Genomic DNA, 26,374 nt, shown 5'->3' with positions numbered 1-26,374 from the left:
CTACAAGTTTTTGCGCAAAAACGCAAAGCATACGGGTGGAGGGTGTTTAAAAAATAGATATTATCCAAAAAGGACCGGATTTAAAAATCGAGTTCCATGTTGAGCCTGTCTTTCAGCTCTTTCACCAGCGGATATTTTTCGATCATGCGGGCGAACTGCTCCCGGCTCGAGAGCGGGGCGGGACCGGTATCGGCCACTTCCTGCTGGCTTTCGTCGAGCGAAAGGGTGAGCACCAGGTCTTTATTCCGGAATTTCTTCTTAAAGAAATCGGCTATTTCGAGTTTTTCTTCTTCCATGAAGCGGAACTGCACGATGTTCCGGCTGATGAGCCCGATCTCTTCAGGGGCAAGCAGTACTACCTGCGCCAGCTGGAGGTTGCCCACGATGGTCATTTTATTGGCCTGGCGGAAGCGGTCGATGAATTCTTCCCAGTACACCACGAGGGCGCCGGCCGTTAAGGCGATGGTGGAAGAAGCGGCCGCGGCTGCGTTGGCGGTTTCGTGCTGCTGTTTGGCGGCCAGGGCTTCGCGCATGGCGACCAGGCCGGTGAGTTTGGTTTGCGGCGCTGCGGTGGCGGCGGGCTTGGGTGCCGGCGGCGGAGCAGGCGCGGTGTATGGCTGGGCGGCCGGAGCGGATGCTGCCGGCGGCGCGGGTGCGGCCTGTACGGGTTGGGCCGGCTGGGTATGGCCGGTATTGGCGGCGGGCGCCTGGGCGCCTTTCTCCACTTCTATCGTCAGGCGCGGTGCTTCGGGTGTGATTGTCTTACTGGTGGCGGGTTTGCCGTAAATAGGCTGCGCCATCGGGGCCCTCAGCCGTTGCGGGGCGCCTTCAGGAATCAGGTTTTTTTTTACCACTTCACCGCTCTGATCGTTGCTCACGAGGGTGACGGCCTGCTGCAGGTAACAAAGCCTGATCAGCGCCATTTCCACATGCAGCCGTTTGTTCCGCGCCATGCGGTAGCCGATCTCGGTTTCGTTCAGCAGGTGCAGCGCGGTCACCAGGTAAGCGGCGCTCACCCGCCCGCTCATCTGCCTGTAGCGGTCTTTGAGGTTGGCGCTTACTTCCATGAGGTGCAGCACCTTCTCTTCCTTGCACACCAGCAGGTTGCGGAGGAATTCGGCCCAGCCCCCGAGGAAGTTGTCGCCCTCGAAGCCCTTCTGGAGAATTTCATCGAAGATCAGCAGGGCGCCGGCCACGTCCTGTACGAGCACGGCATCCATCACCTTGAAGAAATAATCGTAGTCTAGGATGTTCAGGTGCTCGAGGGTGTTCTGGTAGGTCAGTTTGCCCCCGGTAAAACTCACGATTTTGTCGAGCGTACTGAGGGAATCGCGCATACAGCCGTCTGTTTTCTGCGCAATGAGGTGCAGGGCGTCGCCTTCCGCGGTCATGTGCTCTTTGGTCACAATTTCCTGGAGGTGGTCCACCGTGTCCTGTATGGTGATGCGTTTGAAATCGAATATCTGGCAACGGCTCAGGATAGTGGGCAATATCTTGTGCTTTTCCGTGGTGGCCAGGATGAAGATGGCATATGAGGGCGGCTCTTCCAGCGTTTTCAGGAATGCGTTGAACGCCGAGGAGCTGAGCATGTGCACCTCATCTATGATATAAATCTTGTATTTGCCGGCCTGGGGGGCGAAGCGCACCTGGTCTACCAGGGTGCGGATATCGTCTACCGAGTTATTGGAAGCCGCATCCAGCTCATGGATATTAAAGGAGCTGCCTTCGTTGAAGGTGCGGCAGGAATTACATTCGTTGCAGGCTTCCCCGTCTGGCTGCAGGTTTTCGCAGTTGATGGTTTTGGCCAGAATACGGGCGCAGGTGGTTTTACCCACGCCGCGCGGCCCGCAAAACAGGAAGGCATGCGCCAGCTGGTTGTTGCGGATGGCATTTTTAAGTGTCGTGGTGATATGGGCTTGCCCTACTACCGTTGAGAAGTTCTGCGGACGGTACTTACGGGCGGATACAATAAAATTTTCCATGATGGGACTTGACTCCTTTCCAAAGTTCGAAAGTAAAGCAAAAAGCAGGAATTAAAAAGTGAATTCGCTGCTCCGGGCTGGTGGCGGCTTCGGGGCTGGGAGGGCGCCCTTCCCTTTTGAGGCCGGGAATTACAGGATCGGGTGCCGTTTGAACTCCTTCTGCCGGTCGAACAGGTAACGGTAGGTCACCAGCCGGCGGCTCCGGTACGTGCCCAGGCTTTCGGCGATGTTGATCATTTTCGGGTTGAAGTCGCCGATCCACTGCATTTCATAATCGTCGTACAGGTGCTGCCCCTGGATGATGGCGGCGCCTTCCATGATCATGAACGCGTCAACGCCTTTGCCCTGGAACTCTGGCACCACCCCGAACACGATGCCGGTAAACTTCCGGCACGAGCCGGTCCATTTCAGCCAGAGGAACTGCAATTTCTGCAGCAGGCCGAATTTGCCGCCCATGTGTTTGAAGTACTGGTTCAGCTCCGGCAGGTTCAGCCAGCAGGCGATGGGCTCGTCGTTATGATAGGCGAACCAGACGATTTTCTCATCCATGGCGGGTTTCATCTTCCGGAAAATCAGCATGGTCTGCTCCTTGGTGATCTCCTTGCCGCCGCCATGGCCGGCCCAGGCTTTGTTGTAGATGGTGGTGAAGTCCTGCGCGAACTTGTCGAGCTGGTTCTTCCGGATGTGCCTGGCGGAGTAGGCGGGATCTTTGGCCAGCGCCGCGTGGCGGGTATAAAACTTCTCCTGCACGCGGTCTTTCACGTTCAGGGCGAAACAGATCTGGTTAAAAAACAGCCCGAACCCGTAGTTTTCGAACAGTTGCTGATAATAGGGGGGATTGTAGGCCATGCCGTAGGGCGGGTTTACATATCCTTCCACCTGCAGCCCCCACCAGCGGTCGCGGTCGCCGAAGTTGATAGGCCCGTCCATGGCGCCCATTCCCCTTTCCTGCAGCCACGTCTTGGCGGTATCGAACAGCAGGTTGGCGGCCTCCTGGTCGTTAATGCAGTCAAAAAAGCCGATGCCGCCTACGGGCACATCGTCGCCTTTGGTTTTATACCGCTTGTTGACAAAAGCGGCAATCCGTCCCGTCAGCCGCCCTTTTTCGTCCGTCATAATCCAGCGCACACACTCCCCCGAACGGAAAGTCTTGTTCCTTGCCGGGTCAAACACCTCCTCTATATCCTTGTCCAGTGGCTGGATCCAGCCCTCGTGCCCACGGTTCAGCTCCACATGCACGTCCAGGAACTGGCGGGCGGTTTTGGCATCATTGACAACAATTAATCGCATCGGGATCATTTTGCAAAAATAAAAGTTAATGTCGTTCCGTTAATACTTTCGTGCAGAGAGCCCTGTTTTTTTATTGTTTTATCCCGGAACCGGCATCGCCCATCACAATTAACATTTCGTTTAGTCTTCGGCGTATATATTTATGACAGAATGTTCCGCGTGGAATAATATTCTGAAGATTGTTGTCCCTTTTTTATGGAAAATAGGAACCCGTGCATCCCTGAAAGGAAACCAGAAGAAGCGGCATTGGATACCGAGCGCAATTTACCCTAGTCACATAACACACACATGCATTTGACCTATGTTGAAGAAAAAATGGTGGCTCATCGCCGCATCTCTTGTTGTTTGCCTGATCGTTGCCTATTACGTGTTTGCAAGCAAACCCACGGGCGTCATCCCGCTGGCTGAAGTAAAGAAAGGCCATTTCCGCGACGTGGTGGTCAGTGCCGGAGAACTGATGGCGGAAAACACCGTGTATATCCAGGCCCCGTCCGGCCTGCAGTCCAACCAGATTTACGAGGAGATCAAGATCCAGGACATGGCGGCCGAAGGCAGCCATGTAAAGGAAGGCGACTACATCGCTTCCCTCGACCCGGCCGTGGTCAACAAAAAAATCGGGGACGTGCAGCTGGAGCTCGACCGGGCGATCACCACCCTGTCGCAGACCTCGCTCGACACCACGCTGCAGATGCGGGAATCGCGTGACAATATGCAGAACCTCCGTTTCCAGATGGAGCAGAAAAAACTGGCCCTGGAACTGAGCAAATATGAGCCGCCGGCAACCATCCGCCAGGCGGAGCTGGACCTCGAAAAGGCGCAGCGAGACCTCAACCAGCTGATGGAGAAATACAAGATCCAGCAGCGCCAGGCCTCCGCCAAAATGGACCAGGCGGCCCGCGAGGTGAAGCGCCGCCAGGAGCAGGTGGCCAACCTGGTGGAGCTGCGCGACAAATTCCGCATCACCGCCCCCAAAAAGGGATTGCTCGTCTACATCGTGGATTATTCGGCGGGCGGTAAAAAGAAAGCCGGCTCGGCCATTCGCTCCTGGGACCCGCGCCTCGCCATGCTGCCGGACCTGTCGAGCATGATGTCCAAAACCTATATCAACGAAGTGGACATCAGCAAAATCAAAAAAGAACAGAAAGTGACCATGGGCCTCGACGCCTTTCCCGAGGTGAAACTCAGCGGCGTGGTGACCTCCGTGGCCAATATCGGCGAAAACCGCCCCGGTTCCAACGCCAAGGTGTTCGAAGTGCTCATCAAGCTCGATAAGGTGGATTCCATCCTGAAACCGGGCATGACCACCTCCAACAACATCCTCATCAACCAGATACCGGACAAACTGATCATCCCGCTCGAATGCGTGTTCAGCGAAAAAACGCACAGCTTCGTGTATATCAGTAAAGGCAACGCCGTTGAAAAGCGCGAGGTGAAACTCGGTAAAAGCAACGACGAAGAAGTGGTGGTGGAAAAAGGCCTGGAGAAAGGTGACCGCCTTTACATGGCCGAACCGCCGTCCGCGAAAGACAACAAGCTAACCCTCCTCAAATAAAAACGAACAGCATGCGAAAAATATGGGGAGCCCGTAACATGAACAATCTCAACATTGCGCTGGATTCGCTCGTGGCCAACCGTCTCAGGTCTTTCCTGACCGCGCTGGGCATCATTTTCGGCGTAGGTGCGGTGATTGCGATGCTGGCCATCGGCCGCGGCGCCAAAGAAGAGATCATGAACCAGATGAAACTGGTGGGCGTCAACAACATCGTGATCAAACCCGTACTGGAAGATAAAAAGGAGGAGGAAGAAAAAACGGCGGCCGGGAAAAACACAGAAGAAGAAAAGAAGAAGTTCTCCAAAGGCCTCAGCCTTCAGGATGCGCACAGCATCATGAAAATGGTGCCCACCGTGGAAGCCATCAGCCCGGAGATGATCATGGACCAGGACGTGATTTACAGCGGCAAAAGCAAGCGGCTGAAAATGGTGGGCGTGGAGCCGGCTTTTTTCGCGCTGAACAACATCGGCCTCTCCACGGGCAAGATGTTCAACGAGCAGCAATTGCTCGGCGGGGAAGGCGTCTGTATCATCGGCGCCGGCGTGAAAAGGAAATTCTTCATCTCCGAGGACCCGCTCGGGAAAGTGATCAAATGCGGCTCGCAGTGGCTGAAAGTGATCGCCGTTACGGACGAAAAACTGATCAGCAGCGCCACCAAGCAGAACCTCGGCATCCGCGACTACAACATGGATATTTACGTGCCCATCCGCACCACCCTCGTGCGTTTCCGCAACCCCGCCATCCGCATCGAGCACAGGGGCTGGTTTGAAGACGACGGCGGCAACAATAATCAGAGTAAAAATCCTTCCGTTCACCAGCTCGACCAGCTGGTGGTGAAAGTGCAGCAGCCCGAACAGCTCACCGCTTCCGCCGGCATCATCAGCCGCATGCTGAAGCGCCGGCACAGCGATGTGATGGACTTTGAAGTGAGCATTCCCGAGCAGCTGCTGCAGCAACAGCAGAAAACGAAAGACGTGTTCAACATCGTGCTCAGCGCCATCGCCGGCATCTCGCTGCTGGTAGGCGGCATCGGCATCATGAACATCATGCTCGCCTCCGTGCTGGAGCGCACCAAAGAAATCGGCATCCGCATGGCTTTGGGCGCGCAGAAAAGAGATATCGTGATGCAGTTCCTGTTCGAAGCCGTGCTCATCAGCCTTTGCGGCGGGGTGATCGGCATCCTGCTCGGGGTGCTGGGCGCGTATATCGTCGACAAGGTGGCCGATATCAAAACCATCATTTCCGTTATCTCCATCCTGTTATCTTTTGTACTGGCTTCTTCCGTAGGGCTCATCTTCGGCATCTCGCCGGCACGGAAGGCCGCTAACCAGAACCCGATTGAATGTTTACGCCATGCCTAGAATAAAGATTTTTTTACTGTCGCTTTGCACCTTTGCCACCGTTAGTCTATCCGCGCAACAGCAAATGGTGCTGCACGATGTGGTGGGCATGGCGCAGCGCAGCTCGCCTTCCTATTACCGCGCCCAGAGCCGCGCCATGAACTCGCTCTATGCCTACCGGTATTTCCGGGCCGGCCAGCTGCCGCAGCTGCTGCTGGACCTGCAGAATAACAGCAGCCCGCTCGGTGAAACCGTGGAAGTGTTGCAGCCGGACGGGAAAATCGAATACCGCCGCCGGTCTACTTCCAATACCTCCCTCGGCCTGGGCTTGCGCCAGATCGTGCCCTGGACGGGTGGTTCCTTTTCCGTGCGGTCAGACCTCGCACGGTTCGACCAGTTTTCTCCCGACAAGCGCACCGCCTACCTGGCCACACCTTTTTCCATCAACTACAACCAGCCGTCGGTGGTCTACAATCCCTATTACTGGGAACGGAAAATATCGCCCATTGTCTACGAAGAAAGCAAGCGCACGTATATCGAAGACCTGGAAAGGGTGGCGCTCGACGCATCCGATTATTTCTTCGCGGCGCTTTCCGCCCAGGTGCAGGAAAAGATCTACCAGCTCAATGTGCAGAATACCGACACGCTGTATAAAATCTCCAAGGGCCGCTTCGATCTCGGGAAGATCGCCGAAAACGAACTGCTGCAGATCGAGCTGAGCCTGCTGAACGCCAGCAACTCCCTGGAGCAGGCCACTTTACAGAAAGAGATCGCGTACCAGGAGCTGAAACGGTTTTTGAATATGCCGAAAGACGCGGCGATCGAACTGTCGCTGCCTAACAATACCCCCCTGTTCAATGTGCCGCTGGACAAGGCGATAGCCGAAGCCGGCAACAACCGGCAGAGCGTACTGGAGTTCCGCCGCCGGCGGCTGCAGGCGGAGCAGGATGTGGCCGAGGCGCGGGGCAACAGCGGGTATTCGCTCAATCTCCGCGCGCAGCTGGGGCAGTCGAACAACGACTCCACTTTCGGCGGTGTATACCGCGGTGGCGACGTGCAGCAGAATCTTTCCGTAGGTATCGCCATTCCGATCATGGACTGGGGCCGGGCACGCAACCGGGTAAGGCAGGCGAAGGCCAACCGCGATCTCATCGAAATAGACGTACAGCAGGCCGAGCGCTCCTTCGAGCAGGAAGTGTACCTGCAAACGCAGCAATTCAATATCCAGAAAAAACTGCTCGCCAGCGCCGCCAAGGCGGATACCATCGCCCAGCTGCGGTATGAGATCACCAAGCAGCGCTACCTGATCGGTAAAATCTCCATCACGGACCTCAACCTCGCCCAATCCGAAAAAGACGGCGCCAGCCAGAACTACATCCGCGCCCTGCGCTCCTTCTGGAACGCATATTATACGGTGCGGCGCCTGACGCTGTACGATTTTGAGCAGGACCGGAAAATCCGGTACGAGTTTATGGAAAGGTGAGAGGAGTCTTCCGGACGGGCCCGCTTCCCTGAAACGGAGCACAACCAAAGCCCGCTTAACGCCCTTTTGTGACCAGGCGCCATTTTACCCGATTATACAAATGCCGGATTTCCTGTAAATCCGGCATTATTTTTTCTGTGAAGAGGGTATGAGTCAAAAATGGATCATGTTTGCGGTACTGGGGGTTTTTATCGTGGCGCTGGGCATCAGGTCGTGCGCCGAACAGAAACGTACCGGCCAGCTCCTCCGCGAAAATGAGCGCCTTATCCGTGAAAACCGCGACCTCCGCAACAGTCTCACCCTCTCCAGCCGCACCGCCCAGCAGATTGCCGACCGGAAAGACATGCAGGTACAGGCCCAGGCGCAGTTCATCGACCGCCGGGAATATTTCCGCCGTAACTGGAAACAATACATCTCCGTCAATACCGGCGACTATAAAACCGGCTTCCTGGGAGGCATCAAAGACCTCCGGATCACCGTGCGCAACCAGACGGAGTACCCGCTCGACAATGCAGTCGTGCAGGTGCAGTATCTCCGCGGTAACGGCGGCGTTTTCAAAACAGAACAATATACGGTGCACAATATCCCCGAGAAGGGCGCGCTGAGCGTGCAGGCCTCCAACTCCCGGAAGGGCACCAAAGTGAATATCTCCCTCTTGAGCGTCACCAGCCAGCCCATGAACTTCTGCTGGTCGAGAGACAAACGCGCCGCCCCCGGTGATGCCGACCCCTGGGCCTGTGTGCCGGCGGCCAAATAAGCGTTAACAGCCCCGTTAACAAAAGGGTGCCTTGCCGCTATGCACGGTTCTGCTCCAATTGCGTATCTTGACATCAAAGAATGCCTTTACCGAAAATTAATCTCCCGATTCCCGGAATTTGCATTTATTTGATATTTTGTACGCCACATGTATATGAACACTGATGTGAACAATGAATACGCCACGGAAGATGATGTGCGCTTAAGCGAACTGGTCAGCCAGGGCGACGAAGCCGCATTCCGCCGCCTGTTCAACAAGTACCATCAACCTGTTTTCGGTTATGCCGTCAAACTGACCCGCTCCAGGGAAATAGCGCTGGATGCGGTGCAGGAGGTTTTTATGAAAACCTGGCTCAACCGCGGCGGCCTCGATGCCGGTTTGTCCATCAAAGCCTACCTTTTCACGGCCATCCGCAATTACGTGTTCGATTATCTTAAAAAAGCCATGCACAGCGAAAAGCTGCGCCAACATATCTTATATCACCAGCCCGGCAGCGAGGCGGGTACAGACCACCGGGTGATCATCCGGGAGCTGGAAGCCGCGCAGGCGAAGGTAATCGAGAGCCTTCCGCCGCAACGCCGGCAGATTTTTAAAATGAGCAGGTTAGAAGGCCTGAGCCACGAAGAAATAGCCAACAGACTAGGCATTTCCCGGAATACAGTGAAAGATCAGATTGTAAAAGCGTCACGCGTGATACGCGAACAATTGGGCGGCCATAACCACATGCTGGTCGCCATAGCCATAGCAGTAGCCTTTCAGACCGAAATGTAAATTTTTTTTCAGGCACAGTCGTCCCTCCTGCCTTCCCGGTCGTATTACTTACTGGAGACACATTATGGAGGAAAGGGAACACATTAAAACACTCTTTATTCGTTTGGCCGAAGGCGACGCCACAGCCGCAGAAAAGGAGCAGATCAGCGAATATTTGCTGGAGGGCGGGAGCGCCGATGACCTTCCCATGCCTGATGAACTGCAGGCTTACGGCCCGCAGATGACGGTGGAAGAGGCAGATCAGCTCTTCACGGCTATTACCGCAGCGCCGGTCCGTTACCGCCGCCTCACCTGGCCGCGGGTCGCTGCCGCCGCCGTATTGGTCGGTGCCATCGCTACCCTCTGCCTGTACTGGTTCAGCCGCCGGCCGGCCGATACCTTGTACACCGCCGAAGGCGTCTCCAAAACCGTCCACCTCAGCGACGGCTCGGTGGTGCAATTGAAAGCAGGTTCCGTATTAAAAGTACCCGGCCGTTTCGGGAAAGATAAAAGAGACGTGGAGATCACCGGCGCCGCCTTCTTTACGGTAGAAGCCGATGCCGGGAAGCCCTTCATCGTGCATACACCGCATGCGTTTGACGTGGAAGTGCTGGGAACGGCTTTCAACGTGGATGCCCGCGGCGGCAAAGCCAAAGTGGTGCTCACCAGGGGAAGCGTGAAAGTCATGGCCGCCACGCAGAAGGCCATCCGTGAAATGGTACTGAAGCCCGGTGAGATGGCCGATTTCGACCCTGCGGCCAGGACCTTGTCGCGGCGCCCGGTGAATACTTTATTTTATTCCGCCTGGAGCGATCACCTCATGACCTTCCGCAACGAAACGCTCGCGGGCGTGGCGCAACACATCCGGGAAGAGTTCGGGCAGGAACTGCGGTTTGCAGATCCTTCGCTGCAGCAGCTCGTTTTCACGGGTTACCTATCATCAGCTGATATTAGAGAAACGATAAAAACACTGGAACAGACTTTTGACCTGCAGGCACAACGTATCAACCAAACAATCATCCTAATTCAGAAAAAAACAAAGTAGTCATTACTCTTAACTAACGAATCCGAAGGTATGCGAATAACATTACTGGGCGGCTTGATCCTGCTTGGCAGCCATCAGTTTGCCTACTCCCAGACATACGCCACGTCGAAGATGATCCCTGCCAGGACCTATGGCGCCAGTGCGCAGCAGACCTCGCTGAGCACGTTGCTGGCCGACCTGGAGGCCGCGCTGAACGTGAAGTTCAGCTACAACGCGGCACTGATCGGACATAAAAAAGTACGTGCCGCCAGTGCGGCCACCCTGATCAAAAACGGCTGGGACCGCGAGCTCAGGGAGCGCCTGCAACAGGTGGGGCTGACCATGACGCCGAACGGCCTGCAGCATTATATCATCAAACCGGTGGAAGCGATCCCGTTCGTGCAGCAGCATACGATCACTGCGCCGGTGGAGCGCATCGAAGTACGCGGTGTGATCAAAGACTCCGCCACACAAGCCGCCCTCCCGGGCGTGGCGGTAGGCATCAAAGGCACGCTCATCGGGACCATGTCCAGCCCCAACGGCGAGTACAGCCTGAAAAACGTGCCCGATAACGCGGTGCTGGTTTTTAACATGCTGGGCTACCGCGCCCTGGAAGTGCCTGTGAACGGGCGTTCCTCCATCAACATCGAAATGGCTACGGAAAACCGGGTGCTCGACCAGTTTGTGGTGACGGCGCTGGGTATCAAACGCGAAGAAAAATCACTGGGCTACGCCGTGCAGAAAATTTCCGGCGATGCGGTGCAGACCGTGAAAGGCACCAACATCGGTACCGCCCTCACGGGTAAAGTATCGGGCCTGCTCATCAAAAACAGCACGGAGTTTTTCCAGGCGCCTTCCATCGAACTGCGCGGCGCCTCGCCGCTGCTGGTGATCGACGGGGTGCCGTACGGCAACCTTTCCCTGCGCGACATCAGCCCGGACGATATTGAAAGCATGGACATCCTCAAAGGCGCTACCGCCGCGGCTTTGTACGGCCAGCGGGGCGGTGCGGGCGCCATCATCATCGTCACCAAAAAAGGTAACAGCGGCAAAGGGCTTTCCGTTTCCGTGAACAGCAACACCATGTTCACCGCGGGTTTCCTCGCGCTGCCCAAAGGCCAGACCTCCTATAGCGCCGGCCTCGGCGGTGAGTACGACCCCACGGATTATGTATGGGGCGCCAAACTGGACATCGGGCAAAAAGCCATGCAGTGGAATCCCGAAACCAAACAGATGGAAAACATGGAACTGACCTCCCGCGGGAAAGACAACTTCCGCAACTTCCTGGAGACCGGGTATGTGACGAATAATAACATCAGCGTGGCGCAAACCGGCGAGTACGGGAGCTTCCGCGTATCGATGTCGCACATCCACGATAAAGGCCAGTACCCCAACGCCAAGCTCGACATGATGAACTTCACCGTGGGCGGCGAAATCAAGCTGGGCGACCGCTTTTCACTGGAAAGCCATATGGGTTACAACAAAAGGCTCAGCCCCCAGATTGCCGGTAAAGGGTATGGCGATCAGGGGTATATCTACAATATCCTGATGTGGACCGGTCCGGAATACGATCTCAGCAAGTACCGCGATTACTGGGTAACGCCGCACGAAAAACAGAACTGGATGTACAATGCCTGGTACGACAACCCGTACCTGATGGCGTACGAAAAACTGCGCGGCATCGACCAGAATACGCTCAACGCCAGCATCACCATGAACTATAAACTGTTCGAAGGCGCGAAAGTGATTTTCCGCAGCGGCTGGGATTATTACGGCAATAACGAAACGCGCCGCAACCCCAAAGGCATCAACGCCACCCGCGGCTGGCATGCGTTGGGTATGTATTCCCAGAACCGCGCCACCGGGTACAGCACCAACAACGATCTGATCCTGACATACGATAAAAAGTTTGGTGACTTTGCCGTAGACGCGCTCGCGGGCGGAACGGTGTATTATTACAAAGACGAGTACAACAACGCCTCCACCCGCAACGGCCTCAGTATTCCCGGCTTCTATTCACTGGCATCGTCTGTGGAAAGAGCCGATGTGACCGCTTCACAAAGCCGGAAGCAGGTGAACAGCCTCTTTGCGAAAGCCAGCCTCGGATGGCGTAACCGCGTTTTCCTGGATGTAACAGGGCGTAACGACTGGAGCTCATCATTGCCGAAGAATACCGGGTCCTATTTTTACCCTTCCTATGGCGCTTCAGTGGTACTGTCTGAGTTCATGCAAATGCCAGCCTGGCTTACATTCTGGAAAGTGAGAGGCTCGTGGGCGCAGTCTAAAAACGACATCCCCGTGTATGCTACCAACCGTACCTATACCATTACCAGTGCCGCCTGGGAAGCCTACAATGCCGCTACTTATCCAACGAATCTGCTGGGTGCCGACTCGAGGCCCCGGACGGACAGAACATGGGAAATCGGCTCCTCGGCGTATTTCCTGAAAAAAAGGATCCGGCTGGATGCTACTTACTATAATAAATTCACCTACAATCTGTTCAAGGAAGATGCCCTGATTTCTTCCGCATCCGGGTTTAGAGTCAAAGCGGTCAACATCGACGAAACGTACGTACGCCGCGGCATCGAGGTCACGGCCGATGCTACCGTGCTCAAACAGGGCAAGTTCCAGTGGGAGACCATTGTGAACTGGTCTACTTCCCGCCGGTATTACAAGTCGCTCGACTCCGTGTATTCCGCAGATAACCTCTGGACCAAAGTGGGCGCACGTACAGATGCTGCCACCGTGTACGCCTGGGAACGTGACCCCCAGGGTAACCTCATCCACCAAAGCAACGGCATGCCGCTCGACAGCGATTATCCTACCCGCATCGGCTACTCCGACCCCGACTGGATCTGGGGATGGGGCAACACCTTCACCTACGGCAACTTCAGCCTGTCTTTCAACTTCGACGGCAGGGTAGGCGGATTGCTGAACAACTACACCAACTCCAAGATGTGGGATACCGGGTCGCACCCGGACAGTGATAACCCCTGGCGGTACGATGAGGTGGTGAACGGGAAGACCAACTACGTTGGCGAAGGCGTGAAAGTGGTATCGGGCAGCGCGCAGCGCGACAAATACGGCCAGATCACCAAAGACGACCGGGTGTATGCGAAGAACGACAAGGCAGTGTCTTACGAAAGTTATGCCCGTAACTACCAGGGCGGCGTTGCCGGCGGCCTGCTGGACCCGACGTTCCTGAAGCTCCGCGACCTGTCGCTCGGCTACCGCCTGCCTGCCTCCGCGGCGGCGAGGATCGGCGCCCGCAGCGCCAGCGTGGCCATCACCGGGCAGAACCTGCTGCTGAAGACCAAGGAATTCCGGTTCGTGGATCCGGACAGCGGCAACGACGATGTGAGCTCTCCCTCGCTCCGTTACATTGGTATGAACCTCAAGGTGACCTTTTAAATTGAATGCAATGACCAGAAATATCACACGATACATCGTAGCTGCATTGGTTGTTATGGCGGCCGGATGCTCCAAGTTTGAAGAGATCAATACCAACCCGGACAAACCGACGCACGTAACGTCCGGCATGCTGGCCACCAGACTGATCCTGAACATCACCAAAGACGACATCTCCACGCAGAAAGGGTTCCTGCAAAACTTTATGCTGAGCAAATACATCGCCTGGTCCGAGTTCCCGGAGAACACGCAGTACAACAAGTTCGGTCGTACCGATTTCGACGGGCTGGTAATACTGAACAACGTGCCGCAGATGATCAAATATGCTACCGACCAGCAGAAGTACAATTCGTATAAAGGGTTGGGCCACTTCCTACGTGCCTGGAGATTTTTCCAACATACCATGCGGGTAGGTGATATGCCATATAGCCAGGCTCTGCTCGGTGAATCGGAGAATATCATCCAGCCCAAATACGATTCGCAGAAAGAAGTGTTCAAAGGCATCCTGGCCGAACTGGATTCCGCCGACGTGCTGTTTTCCAAAGGTGGCAAGTTCGATGGCGATCCGGTATATAACGGCGATGTGGCCAAATGGCGCAAGCTGGCCAATACCTTCCAGCTGCGCGTGCTCATCAACCTGTACAAAAAAACTGGCGATGCCGATCTGAAAGTGAAGGAACGTTTCCAGCAGATCGTGACCGGCCGCCCCGTGTTTGAAAGCAATGCGGATAATTTCGCGCTGAAATATTCCGACAAGGCAGGGCAAAAGTACCCCTTCTTCAAGGAAGGCAACCAGTTCATCATCTACAACATGGTGACCGACGTGCTGATCAACCGCCTGAAAACGCTGCAGGACCGCCGCCTGTTCTACTACGCGAAACCTTCGCCGGTACAGATCACGGCTGGCAAGCCGGTGAACGATTGGGATGCTTACAAAGGCGTGGACCCCGCCGCTATTTATTCCGACCTCAGCAAAGTGGCCAGCAGCAAAGATTTCAGTGGTATGAACGAACGTTATACCGAAATTCCGCAGGGCGAACCGTTTTGCCTGCTGAGTTATGCGCAGCTGAAATTCATGCTGGCCGAAGCAGGCGTAAGAGGATGGATCACCGGCGCGGAAGGATATTACAAGCAGGGCATTACCGCCGCAATGGAGTTCGTGGCTTCCAATACACCGGAAGACGTGCGTTTTCATCACAACATGAAGATAGACGCTGCCTACATCCTGACCTACCTGGCCGGCCCCGGCGTGGTGTTTGCAGCCACACCTGCCGCCCAGCTGGAGCAGATCATCACGCAGCAATACATCGCCACCTTCCTGCACGCACCGTTCAGCGGGTATTACGAATACCGCCGCACCGGCTACCCGGCCCTCCCGGTAAACCCGGCCTCCAACCAGAACGTGATGCCCGACCGTATCCCCAAACGCTGGCTGTACCCGCAGAAAGAGCTGGACTACAACGGCGAGCACGTGAAGTCGGCCATCGGCGCGCAGTATGGCGGGAACGACGATGTGAACGCGGATATGTGGATATTGAAAGACTAACTGTTACGAGGTGTTATACTGAAAAAGGACAGGCTGTTATGGCCTGTCCTTTTTTGTATATTCGCTTCAATCTTAAATTCCTGTATCTATGTTCATTTCAAAAAAACATTGTTTGCGCCTGTTCGCAATGGCGGCGATGGCCGCAGGTTCGGGCACACAGGCAACGGCCCAAAGCACTTTTTCCAGGCTGGACGTGTTGAATGCTGGTGATAATGCCACTTTTGTGTTCGGGAAAAACAGCACGGAGCACTATTTCATGCGGTATATTAACGCCAGCCCGGCCGTATTCGAGTATTTTAACGATGGTACAGAACATCTGATCGCTGAGAAAAGAACCAGTGGCATCATGTATTATCCCAAGCTTTTTCTCGATAAAGACCTGCTTGTGCAGGGCAATGTCGGTATCGGGACCAACACGCCGCTTTACAAACTGCATGTAGAAACACCGGCGAGCGTCGGGTTCCTGTTGCGGACCGTAAACTCTAGCGTACAAACACCGGCCGTAGATTTTTTAGACCATACCAGAGGCGTGGAGACGATAATCAGCAGTACGGATAACTCGGTTAACGGCACCTATATCGCATCGTACAGTAATCATCCGCTTTTATTTGGTACCAATGCGGGCACTACGCCTGCTGCCAAAATGAAATTGCAGCCCAATGGCGATCTTGTTGTGCTGGGCAATTCAAACTTCCTGGGAAACACATTCGTGGCGGAAACTGACTGGACCTATACCACCGCAAGCGGTAGCTGGCAGGTCGGCAGCAATCATCTCGGCGGTACGGGCAACCAGTTTTTTATCTGGAATGACCAGGACAGCAAATATCACTTTGTTGTGCAGCGGGTCACCGGGAATGTAGGGATTGGTGTAACATCACCTCCGGCTGATTATAAACTCGCCGTGGGCGGAACGATTGGTGCACGCAGGGTGAAAGTGACCAGCGAAACCTGGGCTGATTTTGTATTCAAACCCGGTTACAGTCTACGGACATTGCAGGATGTCGAGACTTTTATCAAAGATCATGGCCATTTGCCGGACATTCCTTCGGAAGCAACCGTGAAGAAAAACGGTATCGACCTGGGAGACATGAACGCCAGGTTACTGCAGAAAATCGAAGAGTTGACGCTGTACCTGATTGAACAGAAAAAAGAAATAAGCGAACTGCGCGAAGCAGTCAAAAAATTGAAGCAATAGAAAAGGAGCGGGTAAAACCGCTCCTTTTCGTTTTATCTTTTACTCCTCAAATCCACTTTCCCCACTTCCGTTCCGTCGTCTTTCAGCATCACGAGATTTAAATCCTTATTCATCGCTTTCACTTTGATCAGGGTACGGTTGCCGTCTTTGGGCCCGCCGCCGATCACGATCGGGTAGGCGTGCTGCCCGGCCACCGGCTGGTGTACGCCGTAGCGGTGGGTGTGGCCGGCGAGAAAGAGGTCTATTTTGTGTTTTTCGAACAGCGGCGCGAAGAGGCGGCGGCATTCCATGGGGCCGTGCCAGTCGCCCGAATAATAATGCGGGATGTGCATCATCACCACCCGGAAAGGCGCTTTTTTGAACTCCGGCGTCTGCACCACTTTCTGGAACCATTCTGCCTGCTGTTCGCGGTATTTGTCGAAATCGACGATGCCGGCATACACGGGGTGGTCGTCCGTTTTGTCTTCTCCCGTATCGATCACCGTAAAATGCACCGGTCCCCATGTTTTCGTGAAATAGTAGGGGCCGTCGAAATAATTCCCCAGTTCGCGGCGGAATTTACCCCGGGTTTCGTGATTGCCGCGGGTGAAGATGAAGGGTTTCACCGAAGCGAAGGCCTGGCCGGCGGGTTGGAGCAGGTGGTCGATGATCTGTTTTTCGTCCGTCTGGTAGTCGAATATATCCCCGTTGAAGAACACAAAATCGTACGGGTCTTTGTTCAGGCCCACCAGGTGGGGGATGCTTTGCGGGCGGTCGTGAATGTCGTTCAGCACCAGCCAGCTCACTTCCTGCGGTTTGCGCGCCGGTGTTTTGAAACTGAACATCTGGCTGCTGATGGTTTCGCCGTAGGTGAGCTTATAAGGCTGGAAATCAGCGATTTCCTTCGATTTGACGCAATAATAGTAAGTGGTGTCCGGCTGCAGGTTTTCGAGGCGCACCCGGTGCAGGGTATTGTAGGAGTCTACGATCCCGCCTTCGGAGTGGTGGGCCGTTTTTCCCAGCGTTTCGGTTTCCCCGTGCTCCACCCATGCGTAGGAGGGCCTGTTGCTCATCCACATGATGGTAACGGCCGTGGGCTCCGGGTTTTGGAGGTACGGCGGGCAGGCAAATGCGTATGCGGCCGGTTCGATGGCCGCTTCGGTGTCCGTAACGGCTTTGGCGGCGGCGGCCAGCGGCGTAAGGCCGATGCTGCCCATGATGCCGGCTTTGGTCAGGGTGCCGAGGAAATTCCGGCGGTCGGTAACGTGTTTTTCGCTCATCAGAGAAGGATTTTAAAGAATTGAGTAGCGGCGTAAAAATAGGGCGCGGAGACGGAAAATTCTATCTTATAACACAAACTTAATATGTGATCGGGCAAAGGGAAACCTGACGAAAATCACCTTTAAACAAATTCGTATTATTTTGGGTTTTCAGGCTTCAAACATTACCTTTGCGCAAATTTTGCGTTTAGTACATCACTCGTACTTTGTTGTGAGTTGCTGTTGTGAGTTGCTTTTAATTTATAAATCACTAAGAAATATGCCTAACACAGGTAAGATCAAACAAATCATCGGTCCCGTTGTGGACGTGCATTTTGAAGGAAAATTGCCCGAAATTTATAACGCCCTCGAACTCACCCGTGAAAACGGCCAGAAAGTGGTGCTGGAAGTGCAGCAACACCTGGGCGAGGACAGCGTTCGTACCGTAGCCATGGACTCTACCGATGGCCTGGTGCGCGGTATGGCCGTTACCGACAAAGGCGCCCCCATCAAAATGCCTACCGGTGATGCCATCAAAGGCCGTTTGTTCAACGTGGTAGGTGAAGCGATCGACGGTCTGGGCCAGCTGGACACGACCAACGGCGCTCCCATCCACCGTCAGCCTCCCCGTTTCGAAGACCTCGCTACCGATACTGAAGTGCTCTTCACCGGTATCAAGGTAATCGACCTGATCGAGCCTTACGCAAAAGGTGGTAAAATCGGTCTGTTCGGCGGTGCGGGTGTAGGTAAAACCGTATTGATCCAGGAGCTGATCAACAACATCGCAAAAGGCCACGCCGGTCTGTCCGTATTCGCCGGTGTAGGGGAGCGTACCCGTGAAGGGAACGACCTGATGCGCGAGATGATCGAAGCCAACATCGTACGTTACGGTGATAAATTCAAAGAATCCATGGAGCATGGCGGCTGGGACCTGGCGTCCGTAGACCGTGAAGCCCTGAAAGAATCACAGGCGACCTTCATTTTCGGCCAGATGAACGAACCTCCCGGCGCCCGTGCGCGTGTGGCCCTCTCCGGTCTGACCATGGCGGAATACTTCCGCGATGGCGACGGTACCGCAGGTGGCGGCCGCGACATCCTCTTCTTCGTAGACAACATCTTCCGTTTCACCCAGGCAGGTTCCGAAGTATCCGCGCTGTTAGGCCGTATGCCTTCAGCGGTAGGTTACCAGCCCACCCTGGCCACTGAAATGGGCCTGATGCAGGAGCGTATCACATCCACCAAAAACGGTTCCATTACCTCCGTACAGGCGGTATACGTACCGGCGGATGACTTGACCGACCCGGCTCCGGCAACTACCTTCTCCCACCTGGATGCTACCACCGTACTGTCCCGTAAGATCTCCGACAAGGGTATTTACCCTGCGGTGGATCCCCTGGACTCTACCAGCCGTATCCTGAGCCCCGCTATCGTGGGTGAATCTCACTACAACTGCGCACAGCGTGTGAAAATGATCCTCCAGCGCTATAAAGAGCTGCAGGACATCATCGCCATCCTCGGTATGGACGAGCTGAGCGACGAAGATAAACTCACCGTATCCCGCGCCCGCCGCGTGGAGCGTTTCCTGAGCCAGCCCTTCCACGTGGCAGAGCAGTTCACCGGTCTGAAAGGCGTACTGGTTCCCATCGAGGAAACTATCCGCGGTTTCAACATGATCATGGACGGCGAGGTAGACGAGTATCCGGAAGCAGCCTTCAACCTGGTAGGTTCCATCGACGATGCTATCGAAAAAGGCAAGAAACTGCTGGCTTCTGCCAAATAAGGCAGGCGGCCGGATGAACAATCACTAAACCGATTAACATGTTATTGGAAATATTGACACCGGAAAGAAAGCTTTACTCAGGCGACGTTTATGGCGTACAGCTGCCGGGTGTGGACGGTTCCTTCGAGATACTGGACCGCCACGCACCCCTGATCGCCGCCCTGGGCAAAGGCAAGATGAAGGTGCTGAAAGATAAGGCCCATATGGAACACTACACCATCGAAGGTGGTTTCGTGGAGGTGCTGAACAACAAGGCCACCGTGCTGGTAGAAGGCGCAGCCGTTGTTTAAACCGAAAAGGCATATAATACAGAAAGCCGGGCTTGACGCCCGGCTTTTTTTGTTTTATATCGAATCAGGTGGTATCGAATCAGTTGAGGGAAGGGTCGATGGGGAAATTGGCCATCATGGCGAAGTTGGTGCCTTTATCCTGGAGGGACTGCTTCCAGATCTCCTGCTCGTCGCCGGAAAAGAGGACGGGCGGGTTGATGCTGGAAATGATCCAGCTCTTTTCCGTCAGTTCCCCTTCTAGCTGGCCGCTGCTCCAGCCGGAGTAGCCGATGAAGAACTTGATCTTCTGCAGGTCGAGCACGCCGGCGTTGATCAGTTCCACCACGGCCGCGAAATCGCCGCCCCAGTAAATACCCGGGAATACTTCGGAACCGCCCTCGATGAGGTCGGGCAGCTGGTGAATGAAATGTATGGTGTCCATCTGTACGGGACCGCCGAAAAATACGGGGATGTTGGGGGTGAGCACTGCGGGGATGAGCTCGTCCAGTTTCTGTTCAAACTGCCGGTTCACCACGAAACCGAAACTGCCTTCTTCCTGGTGTTCGCACAGCAGGACGACCGTCCGGGCGAAATTCGGATCTTTCAGAAAAGGGTCCGCTATCAGCAATATTCCTGGCGCCAATGTATCCATACCTTTTTTCCTTGAGCTCAAACCAAATTTAACCAAGAAAAGGGAAAACAGGCGTTATTTTTTGGATAATTTGAAGGGGATGGGGACTTGGTCATTTTTATGATAAACGGGGCAGAAACGGCTGTTTAAGGGCTCCGGAGGGTATCCCGGAAAAAGAGGGGGAAAGACATGAGCAAACCCGCCACCAGCCAAACAATCAGAAAAACGCCCCACGCCAGGCGGGCCTTTGCACGGTGTTCAACGAACCTTCAACGAACGTCCAACGAACCTCCAACGAAGGATGAGAATTCCGGTGTTCCTTCGTTGAACACCCGGGGAAGCTTCGTTGATCCTTCGTTGAAAACGGCTCTTTCTGATATCTTCACCTATTCTGATGCTATTTTAACTTTCGGGCGGGCGCCTGCCCGGCGCATGGAATTACGGGTCGGTCAAACTACTTTACAGCCACCGGGTTGGCCGTTACCCGGGGGTAAAGCGCTGCGCTGCGCCCGGAGCGACAGTCAGGATTTCTATCTTATTGAAATACAATCTCATCGGACATATATCGCTTTCCGGTACCGACAACTGGCGCCTGCCTGAATGACGGCAACCACGCCCACGCAATACCGTCACGCATCCCCATGGAAGCGCTCTATCTCATTGAAATACAAATGAATCCGGGATTTACGGTTACGTACCCAGCAGCCGGGGAGTAGGGGAAAAGAAAAAGGGACCTAGACAGATCCCTTACCATTTTATCAACCAAAATCTAAATCGCTTATGGAACGAATCCACGTCGATGTATGTAGAAAGTTTATTCGCTTTTTTGTGTGTTATCTGTGTACTGCAAATTTGGTACCAGATGACAAGGCAAAGTTATGGAAACTGCTAAGAATTACAGCATAAAATCTGCGTTAAAATTACGTTAAAGTGGACGCTTTTTGCGGATCGCCCAATGGATAAGCCTTTTGGCGGTTTAATTTTGTATCATAGTTGCTATAGCAATTAGTTCTTGCGGAGGGGATTTTCCCTATATTTATCGTTTTATACCGGACCGTAACATGTTGCCTTTAAAGAAGATATTTCCTGTCATCATTGCATTGATCACCCTCTCGCTGCTGGGTATCATCTACATTCAATACAGCTGGATCACCAGTGCTGCGCTCATCAAGAAAGAAGAAAAACAGGAACGGATGGTCGAAGCGATCTCCGTTGTTGCGGAAGAAATGGTGGTGAGCAAAAAACAGCTGCGCAACGTGCTGAAAATGGATCAGTACAAACAGGCCGGCGTGGCGGGCTCCATTTTCATTCCCGAAGTAGTGAAGCCCAATGTATCCGTGAGCCAGCGTTTCACCCAACCCGAAGTGCGCGACATGCTGAAGAAAGCGATGAAGGACCGCAAGCTCGATACGGTGTTTGAATTCGGTATCGTCAGCAGCGGCCTCCCGCAACTGGCGTCTCCGCTTTTCGGAGAAAGGCTGCTGGGTGCGGCGGAAGATTCCCTGTTGTATGAGCGTTTCATTTCACCGCTGTTCGAAGACATCAACGAGCCCGCCACCGAGGCCCTCATCGTGTTCGTGCCGAAGAGCAGCTTCGCGGTTTTCAAATGGATGGGCTGGATGATTTTCGGAGGCATCCTGTTTACGATCATCATCGTCACCGCTTTTGCGCTCACTATCCGCACCATGCTGGGGCAGAAAAAGCTCTCCGAAATCAAAAGCGACTTCATCAACAACATGACCCACGAACTGAAAACGCCGCTGGCCACCATTTCGCTGGCCATCGACGCCATCGGCAACGAACGGGTGATGGACAATAAGGAAAAAATCCGTTACTTCTCCGGCATCATCAAGGAAGAGAACCGGCGCATGAACAAACAGGTGGAATCCATCCTGCAATCCGCCCTGATGGAAAAAGAAGAGATCACGCTGAACCTGCAGCCGATCGACGTGCACCAGCTCATTTCCAGCACCGTCGAAAACCTGCAGCTGCAGCTCGCCGGCAAGAACGGCCGGGTAGACCTGCAGCTCAACGCGCATCAGCCCATCATCAAAGCGGATGAAGTGCATTTTTCGAACCTCATTTTCAACCTGCTCGATAACGCGATCAAATACTCGAAAGATAATCTCGAAGTGCGCATCTCCACCAGCAACACCCGCAAGAACCTGGTGATCTCGATTGCGGACAACGGCATCGGCATGAGCCGCGACACGGTGTCGCGCATCTTCGAAAAATTTTACCGCGCGCATACGGGAAACGTGCACAACGTGAAAGGTTTCGGCCTGGGCCTCAGTTATGTGAAAGCCATCGTGGACGCGCACAAGGGCAAAATCAGGGTGGAGAGCATCCTCGGCAAGGGAAGCCGCTTCACCATGGAGTTCCCGCAGGAATAAAAACCGCTTTCTACCTATCTTTGTGGTTCATTCATGAATCAACAGCTACCATACATGCTCTCAGAAAAAGAACTGGAACGATATAAACACCCCATCGCCGTGCCGGGCATGGGCGCCGGCCTGCAGGAAACGCTGAAGAACGCGCGCATCCTCGTGATCGGCGCGGGCGGGCTGGGCAGTCCCCTCATCCAATACCTCAGCGCCGCCGGAGTAGGGGTGATCGGCATCGCGGACTACGGTGTGATACTGGAAGAAGACCTCCACCGCCAGCCGCTTTTCAACATGCAGGACCTGCGCAAGCATAAAGCCAAAATGGCCGCCAGCCGGCTGTTTTCCCTCAATCCGTGGAACAAGCATTACCCGTTCCTGTTACAGGTACGGCCCGATAATGCGGTGCAGGTCATCAGCGGGTTCGACCTCGTGATAGACTGCTCGCAGCACCGCGCCACGCACCTGGTGGTGAGCGATGCCTGCCTGCTGCAGGACAAACCTTTCATCACCGGTGAAGTGCATAACTGGGTAGCCTGGTGGGGCGGTTTCAACATGCTGCTCGACAATGGCAGCCGCTCCGGTTCGTACCGCTGCAACGAATTGCAGGTGGACGAGTTCCGGAACTTCGACGCCGGCGCCATGGGCGCCACGCATGGCGCTACGGCCCTGCTGATGGTGAACGAAGTGATCAAATACCTGGCCGGTGTGCCGGGCCTCGCGGGAAAAATGCACTCGTTCAACTACCTGCACCAGCAGTTCGAAAAAACGGAACTGGCGCTGGATGCCACGGGCGTGGCGGCCGTAAAGGAACGCGGCCTGCTCACGGCAGACGAGTACGGGCTTGAAGTGGTGCCCGACGTGGAAGACTAAACATGTCCCCAACGATCATATACATCATTGCCGGTTACCTCTTGCTGCTGCTCCTGGTGTATTTTATCCAGGAACGGTTCATTTTCAAGCCGGAGAAGCTGCGGGCGGATTTTGTGTTCCGGTACGACCAGCCTTTCAGCGAACTGTTCTTCGAACCGGCGCCGGGCGTGCGCATCAACGGCCTTCATTTTACGGTGGCGGAGCCCAAGGGCATTTTGCTGTATTTCCACGGCAATACCCGCAGCATCAAGGGCTGGGGCAAGTTCGCCAGGGACTTTACCCGCTACGGCTACGAGGTGGTGATGATCGACTACCGCGGTTTCGGGAAAAGCACGGGCAAACGCAGCGAGTCGCAGCTCATGCACGACGCGCAGTTCGTGTACGACTCCCTCACCGCCGTGCACCCGGAAAACCATATACTCGTGTACGGCCGCAGCATCGGCAGCGGGTTCGCCGCCAAACTGGCCAGCGACAATCATCCCCGCTACCTGATACTGGACGCGCCGTATTACAGTTTTGCCCGCGTGGTGAAACGTTTTTTGCCTATTTTACCGCTGCGCTGGGTGCTGCGCTATCACCTGCGGACGGATTTGTGGATCAGGAAAGTGCAATGCCATACGTACATCCTGCACGGCACCAAAGACCGGCTTATCCCCATCCGGCACAGCGAACATTTGCAGGCGCTCAATCCGCGGAGGATCACACTCATCCGCATCACGGGCGGCAGGCATAACAACCTGCCATCCTTTCCGGAATATCATGCATTCATCAGGGACATCCTGCAGGAATAAAACAGTCATATGGAACCGAAAAGCAAGACGCTGAAATATGTGAAGAAAATCGCCATCTGGGCCATCGCGCTGTATTTTACCGCGGGTATCGTGCTGTATTTCGTGCAGGATAAACTGATTTTCCACCCGGAGGTGCTGCCGGCCAACTACCAGTACAAATTCGACATCCCTTTCCAGGAGCTGCTCATTCCCGTCAATAAAAAAGTAAAACTGAGCGCCGTGCTGTTCAAGGCCGAGCGCCCGCGCGGCATGGTGCTGTACTTTCACGGCAACTCCAGCAATATCAACCGATACGCCAAAGTGGCGCCTGATTTTACCAGGCACGGCTACGATGTGCTGATGATGGATTACCGGGAGTTCGGCAAAAGCACCGGGCGGCTCACGGAAGCCGCCATGTACGAAGATGCGCTGCTGATGTACAAAGTGGCGCGCACGCGGTTCGCGCCATGGCAGATCGTGATTTACGGGAAGTCGCTCGGAACGGGCATCGCCGCCCAACTGGCCTCCGTGCGGGATTGCAAGCGCCTGCTGCTGGAAACGCCCTACTACAGCCTGAGCGACGTGGCCTCCGAAGCCGCGCCCATCTACCCGTACAGCCTGCTGCTCGAGTTCAATCTGCCCACCAACGAATACCTTCCCAAAGTTTCCGCCCCGGTCACGATTTTTCACGGCACCAAAGACGAAACGGTGCCCTATGCATCCGGGAAAAAACTGGATACGCTGCTCAAAAAAGGCGATGAGTTTGTGACCATCAAGGGCGGGAAGCACAATAACCTCCGCGAATACCCGCATTACCGGGAAAAGCTCGATTCCCTGCTGGCGCAATGAGGTGCGTCACACAAAGGCGGGAAAACACAATAACCTCCGCGGATACCCGCATATCGGGGGAAGCCGCATTAATTGCCGGCGCAATAAGGTGTGTCACACAAAGGCGGAAAAACATAATGACCTCCACGAATACCCGCATTACTGGGATTCGGTCCGGTAAAGGAATCCGGATAATCTCCTGAAATAATGTGCGACAAAAGACTGCCGGTGCAGCCAATCCCGGATTTGCACCCGGCAGGCCAAAGAAAAAGGCCGGATGGCCGGCCTTTGTGTTTATTCCAATTCGTTTGTGCTGTGATTATTTCAATTCTATCAGGCTCACACCCTTATCGCTCACCTTCAGTTCGTGCGGCATGCCCAGTTTGAGGGCGTAGTTCTGCTCCTGGTGCCCCACGGGGAAACCATAGGTGACCGGGTAATCGTATTCCTGCACGAGGTTGCGGATGATCTCATATTCGTTCTGGCCGAAGGGCGTGTCGGTTTCGCGCTCATCCGTGAACGAGCCTACAATGAGGCCCGCCAGATCGTCAAGCCAGCCGGCGCGTTTGAGGTTGTACATCATCCGGTCCACATTGTACCGGTACTCCCCGATATCTTCCAGCACGAGGATTTTGCCCTTCGTATTGATCTGCGAGCGGGAGCCCGATATGTTGGCCAGCAGGGAGAGGTTGCCGCCTACCAGGGCGCCTTTCGTTTTGCCGTTGCGGTTCATGGGATGGGTGTTACAGCTATAGCTGCTGCGTTTGCCCAGCAGTGCGTCGCGGAGGCTGCCCACATACACGTTTTCCGCCGTGGCTTTGGTGATGCCGCTGCACATGGTGGAGTGGATGCTGGCGATTTTATGCCGCTGCTGCAGATGGGCGTGCAGTGCGGTGATGTCGCTGTAGCCGCACAGCCATTTGGGGTGCTTGCGGAAACGGCTGAAATCGATACGGTCGAGGATACAGATCATCCCGTAGCCCCCGCGGCCGAAAATGATGGCCTTGATGTCCGGGTGGTCCATCATATCCTGCAATTCCTCCAGCCGCAGCTCGTCCGGGGCGGAAAAGTTGTGAAAACTGGTACCCACCGTAATGCCCAGGTGCACCCGGAAACCCCACGATTCGATTACACCGGCCGCATACTCGGCCGCGCTGAGTTCCATTTTACTGCTGGGGCAGGTGATGCCTATCAGGTCGCCTTTTTTCAGGTACGGCGGAATTTTGATCATTCTACAGAGCTTTAGTTTACCTTTGCTGATTAATATCAAATATAGA

General features: G+C 54.8%; 20 protein-coding genes. 15 read left to right on the top strand and 5 right to left on the bottom strand.

Features of this window, described 5'->3' with window-relative positions:
• Positions 1–80 precede the first annotated feature (80 nt).
• Positions 81–1,982: a DNA polymerase III subunit gamma/tau gene (locus EGT74_RS04710; RefSeq protein WP_123845373.1), complete on the bottom strand. Its 1,902-nt coding sequence runs from the start codon at positions 1,980–1,982 to the stop codon at positions 81–83.
• 129 nt (positions 1,983–2,111) lie between these two features.
• A complete protein-coding gene (locus EGT74_RS04705; RefSeq protein WP_123845372.1) occupies positions 2,112–3,272 on the bottom strand; it encodes a hypothetical protein in 1,161 nt (386 codons plus the stop codon).
• A 301-nt stretch (positions 3,273–3,573) separates the two neighbouring features.
• On the opposite strand from EGT74_RS04705, the gene EGT74_RS04700 reads away from it, so the two are divergent.
• From EGT74_RS04700 to EGT74_RS04660, 9 genes are all read left to right on the top strand, one after another.
• Positions 3,574–4,824, top strand: a complete 1,251-nt coding sequence (locus EGT74_RS04700; RefSeq protein WP_123845371.1) for an efflux RND transporter periplasmic adaptor subunit — start codon at positions 3,574–3,576, stop codon at positions 4,822–4,824.
• An 11-nt stretch (positions 4,825–4,835) separates the two neighbouring features.
• On the top strand, positions 4,836–6,185 hold the full coding sequence (locus EGT74_RS04695) for an ABC transporter permease (RefSeq protein WP_123845370.1): 1,350 nt from the start codon (positions 4,836–4,838) through the stop codon (positions 6,183–6,185).
• The gene (locus EGT74_RS04690) at positions 6,178–7,647 is read left to right on the top strand and encodes a TolC family protein (RefSeq protein ID WP_123845369.1); all 1,470 of its coding nucleotides are present in this window, start codon (positions 6,178–6,180) and stop codon (positions 7,645–7,647) included. The genes EGT74_RS04695 and EGT74_RS04690 overlap by 8 nt, the downstream gene beginning before the upstream one ends.
• Before the next feature lie 166 nt (positions 7,648–7,813).
• The gene (locus EGT74_RS04685) at positions 7,814–8,404 is read left to right on the top strand and encodes a hypothetical protein (RefSeq protein WP_123845368.1); all 591 of its coding nucleotides are present in this window, start codon (positions 7,814–7,816) and stop codon (positions 8,402–8,404) included.
• A 147-nt stretch (positions 8,405–8,551) separates the two neighbouring features.
• Entirely contained in the window at positions 8,552–9,175 is a 624-nt protein-coding gene (locus EGT74_RS04680) for an RNA polymerase sigma-70 factor (RefSeq protein WP_123845367.1), read from the top strand.
• Between the two features lie 64 nt (positions 9,176–9,239).
• A complete protein-coding gene (locus tag EGT74_RS04675; protein WP_123845366.1) occupies positions 9,240–10,199 on the top strand; it encodes a FecR family protein in 960 nt (319 codons plus the stop codon).
• 30 nt (positions 10,200–10,229) lie between these two features.
• Complete coding sequence (locus tag EGT74_RS04670) at positions 10,230–13,589, top strand: SusC/RagA family TonB-linked outer membrane protein (protein ID WP_123845365.1); 3,360 nt, start codon at positions 10,230–10,232, stop codon at positions 13,587–13,589.
• A gap of 10 nt (positions 13,590–13,599) precedes the next feature.
• On the top strand, positions 13,600–15,132 hold the full coding sequence (locus EGT74_RS04665) for a SusD/RagB family nutrient-binding outer membrane lipoprotein (protein WP_123845364.1): 1,533 nt from the start codon (positions 13,600–13,602) through the stop codon (positions 15,130–15,132).
• An 88-nt stretch (positions 15,133–15,220) separates the two neighbouring features.
• Positions 15,221–16,327, top strand: coding sequence for a hypothetical protein (locus EGT74_RS04660; RefSeq protein WP_123845363.1), 1,107 nt, complete (start codon positions 15,221–15,223; stop codon positions 16,325–16,327).
• Positions 16,328–16,359: 32 nt separating this feature from the next.
• Here EGT74_RS04660 and EGT74_RS04655 read toward each other — a convergent pair whose 3' ends face one another.
• Complete coding sequence (locus EGT74_RS04655; RefSeq protein ID WP_123845362.1) at positions 16,360–17,586, bottom strand: purple acid phosphatase family protein; 1,227 nt, start codon at positions 17,584–17,586, stop codon at positions 16,360–16,362.
• A 259-nt stretch (positions 17,587–17,845) separates the two neighbouring features.
• On the opposite strand from EGT74_RS04655, the gene atpD reads away from it, so the two are divergent.
• Together atpD and atpC are read left to right on the top strand one after the other, a co-directional pair.
• Positions 17,846–19,345, top strand: coding sequence for a F0F1 ATP synthase subunit beta (gene atpD / locus EGT74_RS04650; RefSeq protein WP_123845361.1), 1,500 nt, complete (start codon positions 17,846–17,848; stop codon positions 19,343–19,345).
• 38 nt (positions 19,346–19,383) lie between these two features.
• Positions 19,384–19,635 (top strand): ATP synthase F1 subunit epsilon, encoded by a 252-nt coding sequence (atpC, locus tag EGT74_RS04645; protein ID WP_123845360.1) that lies wholly within the window; start codon positions 19,384–19,386, stop codon positions 19,633–19,635.
• Between the two features lie 79 nt (positions 19,636–19,714).
• On the opposite strand, the gene EGT74_RS04640 is transcribed toward atpC, so the two are convergent.
• Entirely contained in the window at positions 19,715–20,266 is a 552-nt protein-coding gene (locus EGT74_RS04640) for a YqgE/AlgH family protein (protein WP_123845359.1), read from the bottom strand.
• Positions 20,267–21,306: 1,040 nt separating this feature from the next.
• Here EGT74_RS04640 and EGT74_RS04635 point away from each other — a divergent pair.
• The 4 genes from EGT74_RS04635 to EGT74_RS04620 are packed head-to-tail and all read left to right on the top strand — an operon-like array spanning position 21,307 to position 25,118.
• Positions 21,307–22,638: a sensor histidine kinase gene (locus tag EGT74_RS04635; RefSeq protein ID WP_123845358.1), complete on the top strand. Its 1,332-nt coding sequence runs from the start codon at positions 21,307–21,309 to the stop codon at positions 22,636–22,638.
• Positions 22,639–22,692: 54 nt separating this feature from the next.
• Positions 22,693–23,499, top strand: coding sequence for a HesA/MoeB/ThiF family protein (locus EGT74_RS04630; RefSeq protein ID WP_158618006.1), 807 nt, complete (start codon positions 22,693–22,695; stop codon positions 23,497–23,499).
• A gap of 2 nt (positions 23,500–23,501) precedes the next feature.
• Positions 23,502–24,290, top strand: a complete 789-nt coding sequence (locus EGT74_RS04625; protein ID WP_123845356.1) for an alpha/beta hydrolase — start codon at positions 23,502–23,504, stop codon at positions 24,288–24,290.
• Between the two features lie 9 nt (positions 24,291–24,299).
• Positions 24,300–25,118, top strand: coding sequence for an alpha/beta hydrolase (locus EGT74_RS04620; RefSeq protein ID WP_123845355.1), 819 nt, complete (start codon positions 24,300–24,302; stop codon positions 25,116–25,118).
• Between the two features lie 298 nt (positions 25,119–25,416).
• On the opposite strand, the gene EGT74_RS04615 is transcribed toward EGT74_RS04620, so the two are convergent.
• Positions 25,417–26,328, bottom strand: a complete 912-nt coding sequence (locus tag EGT74_RS04615) for a S66 peptidase family protein (protein WP_246008119.1) — start codon at positions 26,326–26,328, stop codon at positions 25,417–25,419.
• Positions 26,329–26,374: the final 46 nt, after the last annotated feature.

Origin of the sequence: Chitinophaga lutea, from assembly GCF_003813775.1 — a bacterium.
Taxonomy (GTDB): Bacteria; Bacteroidota; Bacteroidia; order Chitinophagales; family Chitinophagaceae; genus Chitinophaga; species Chitinophaga lutea.
This window is presented reverse-complemented; position numbering and strand designations above follow the sequence as displayed.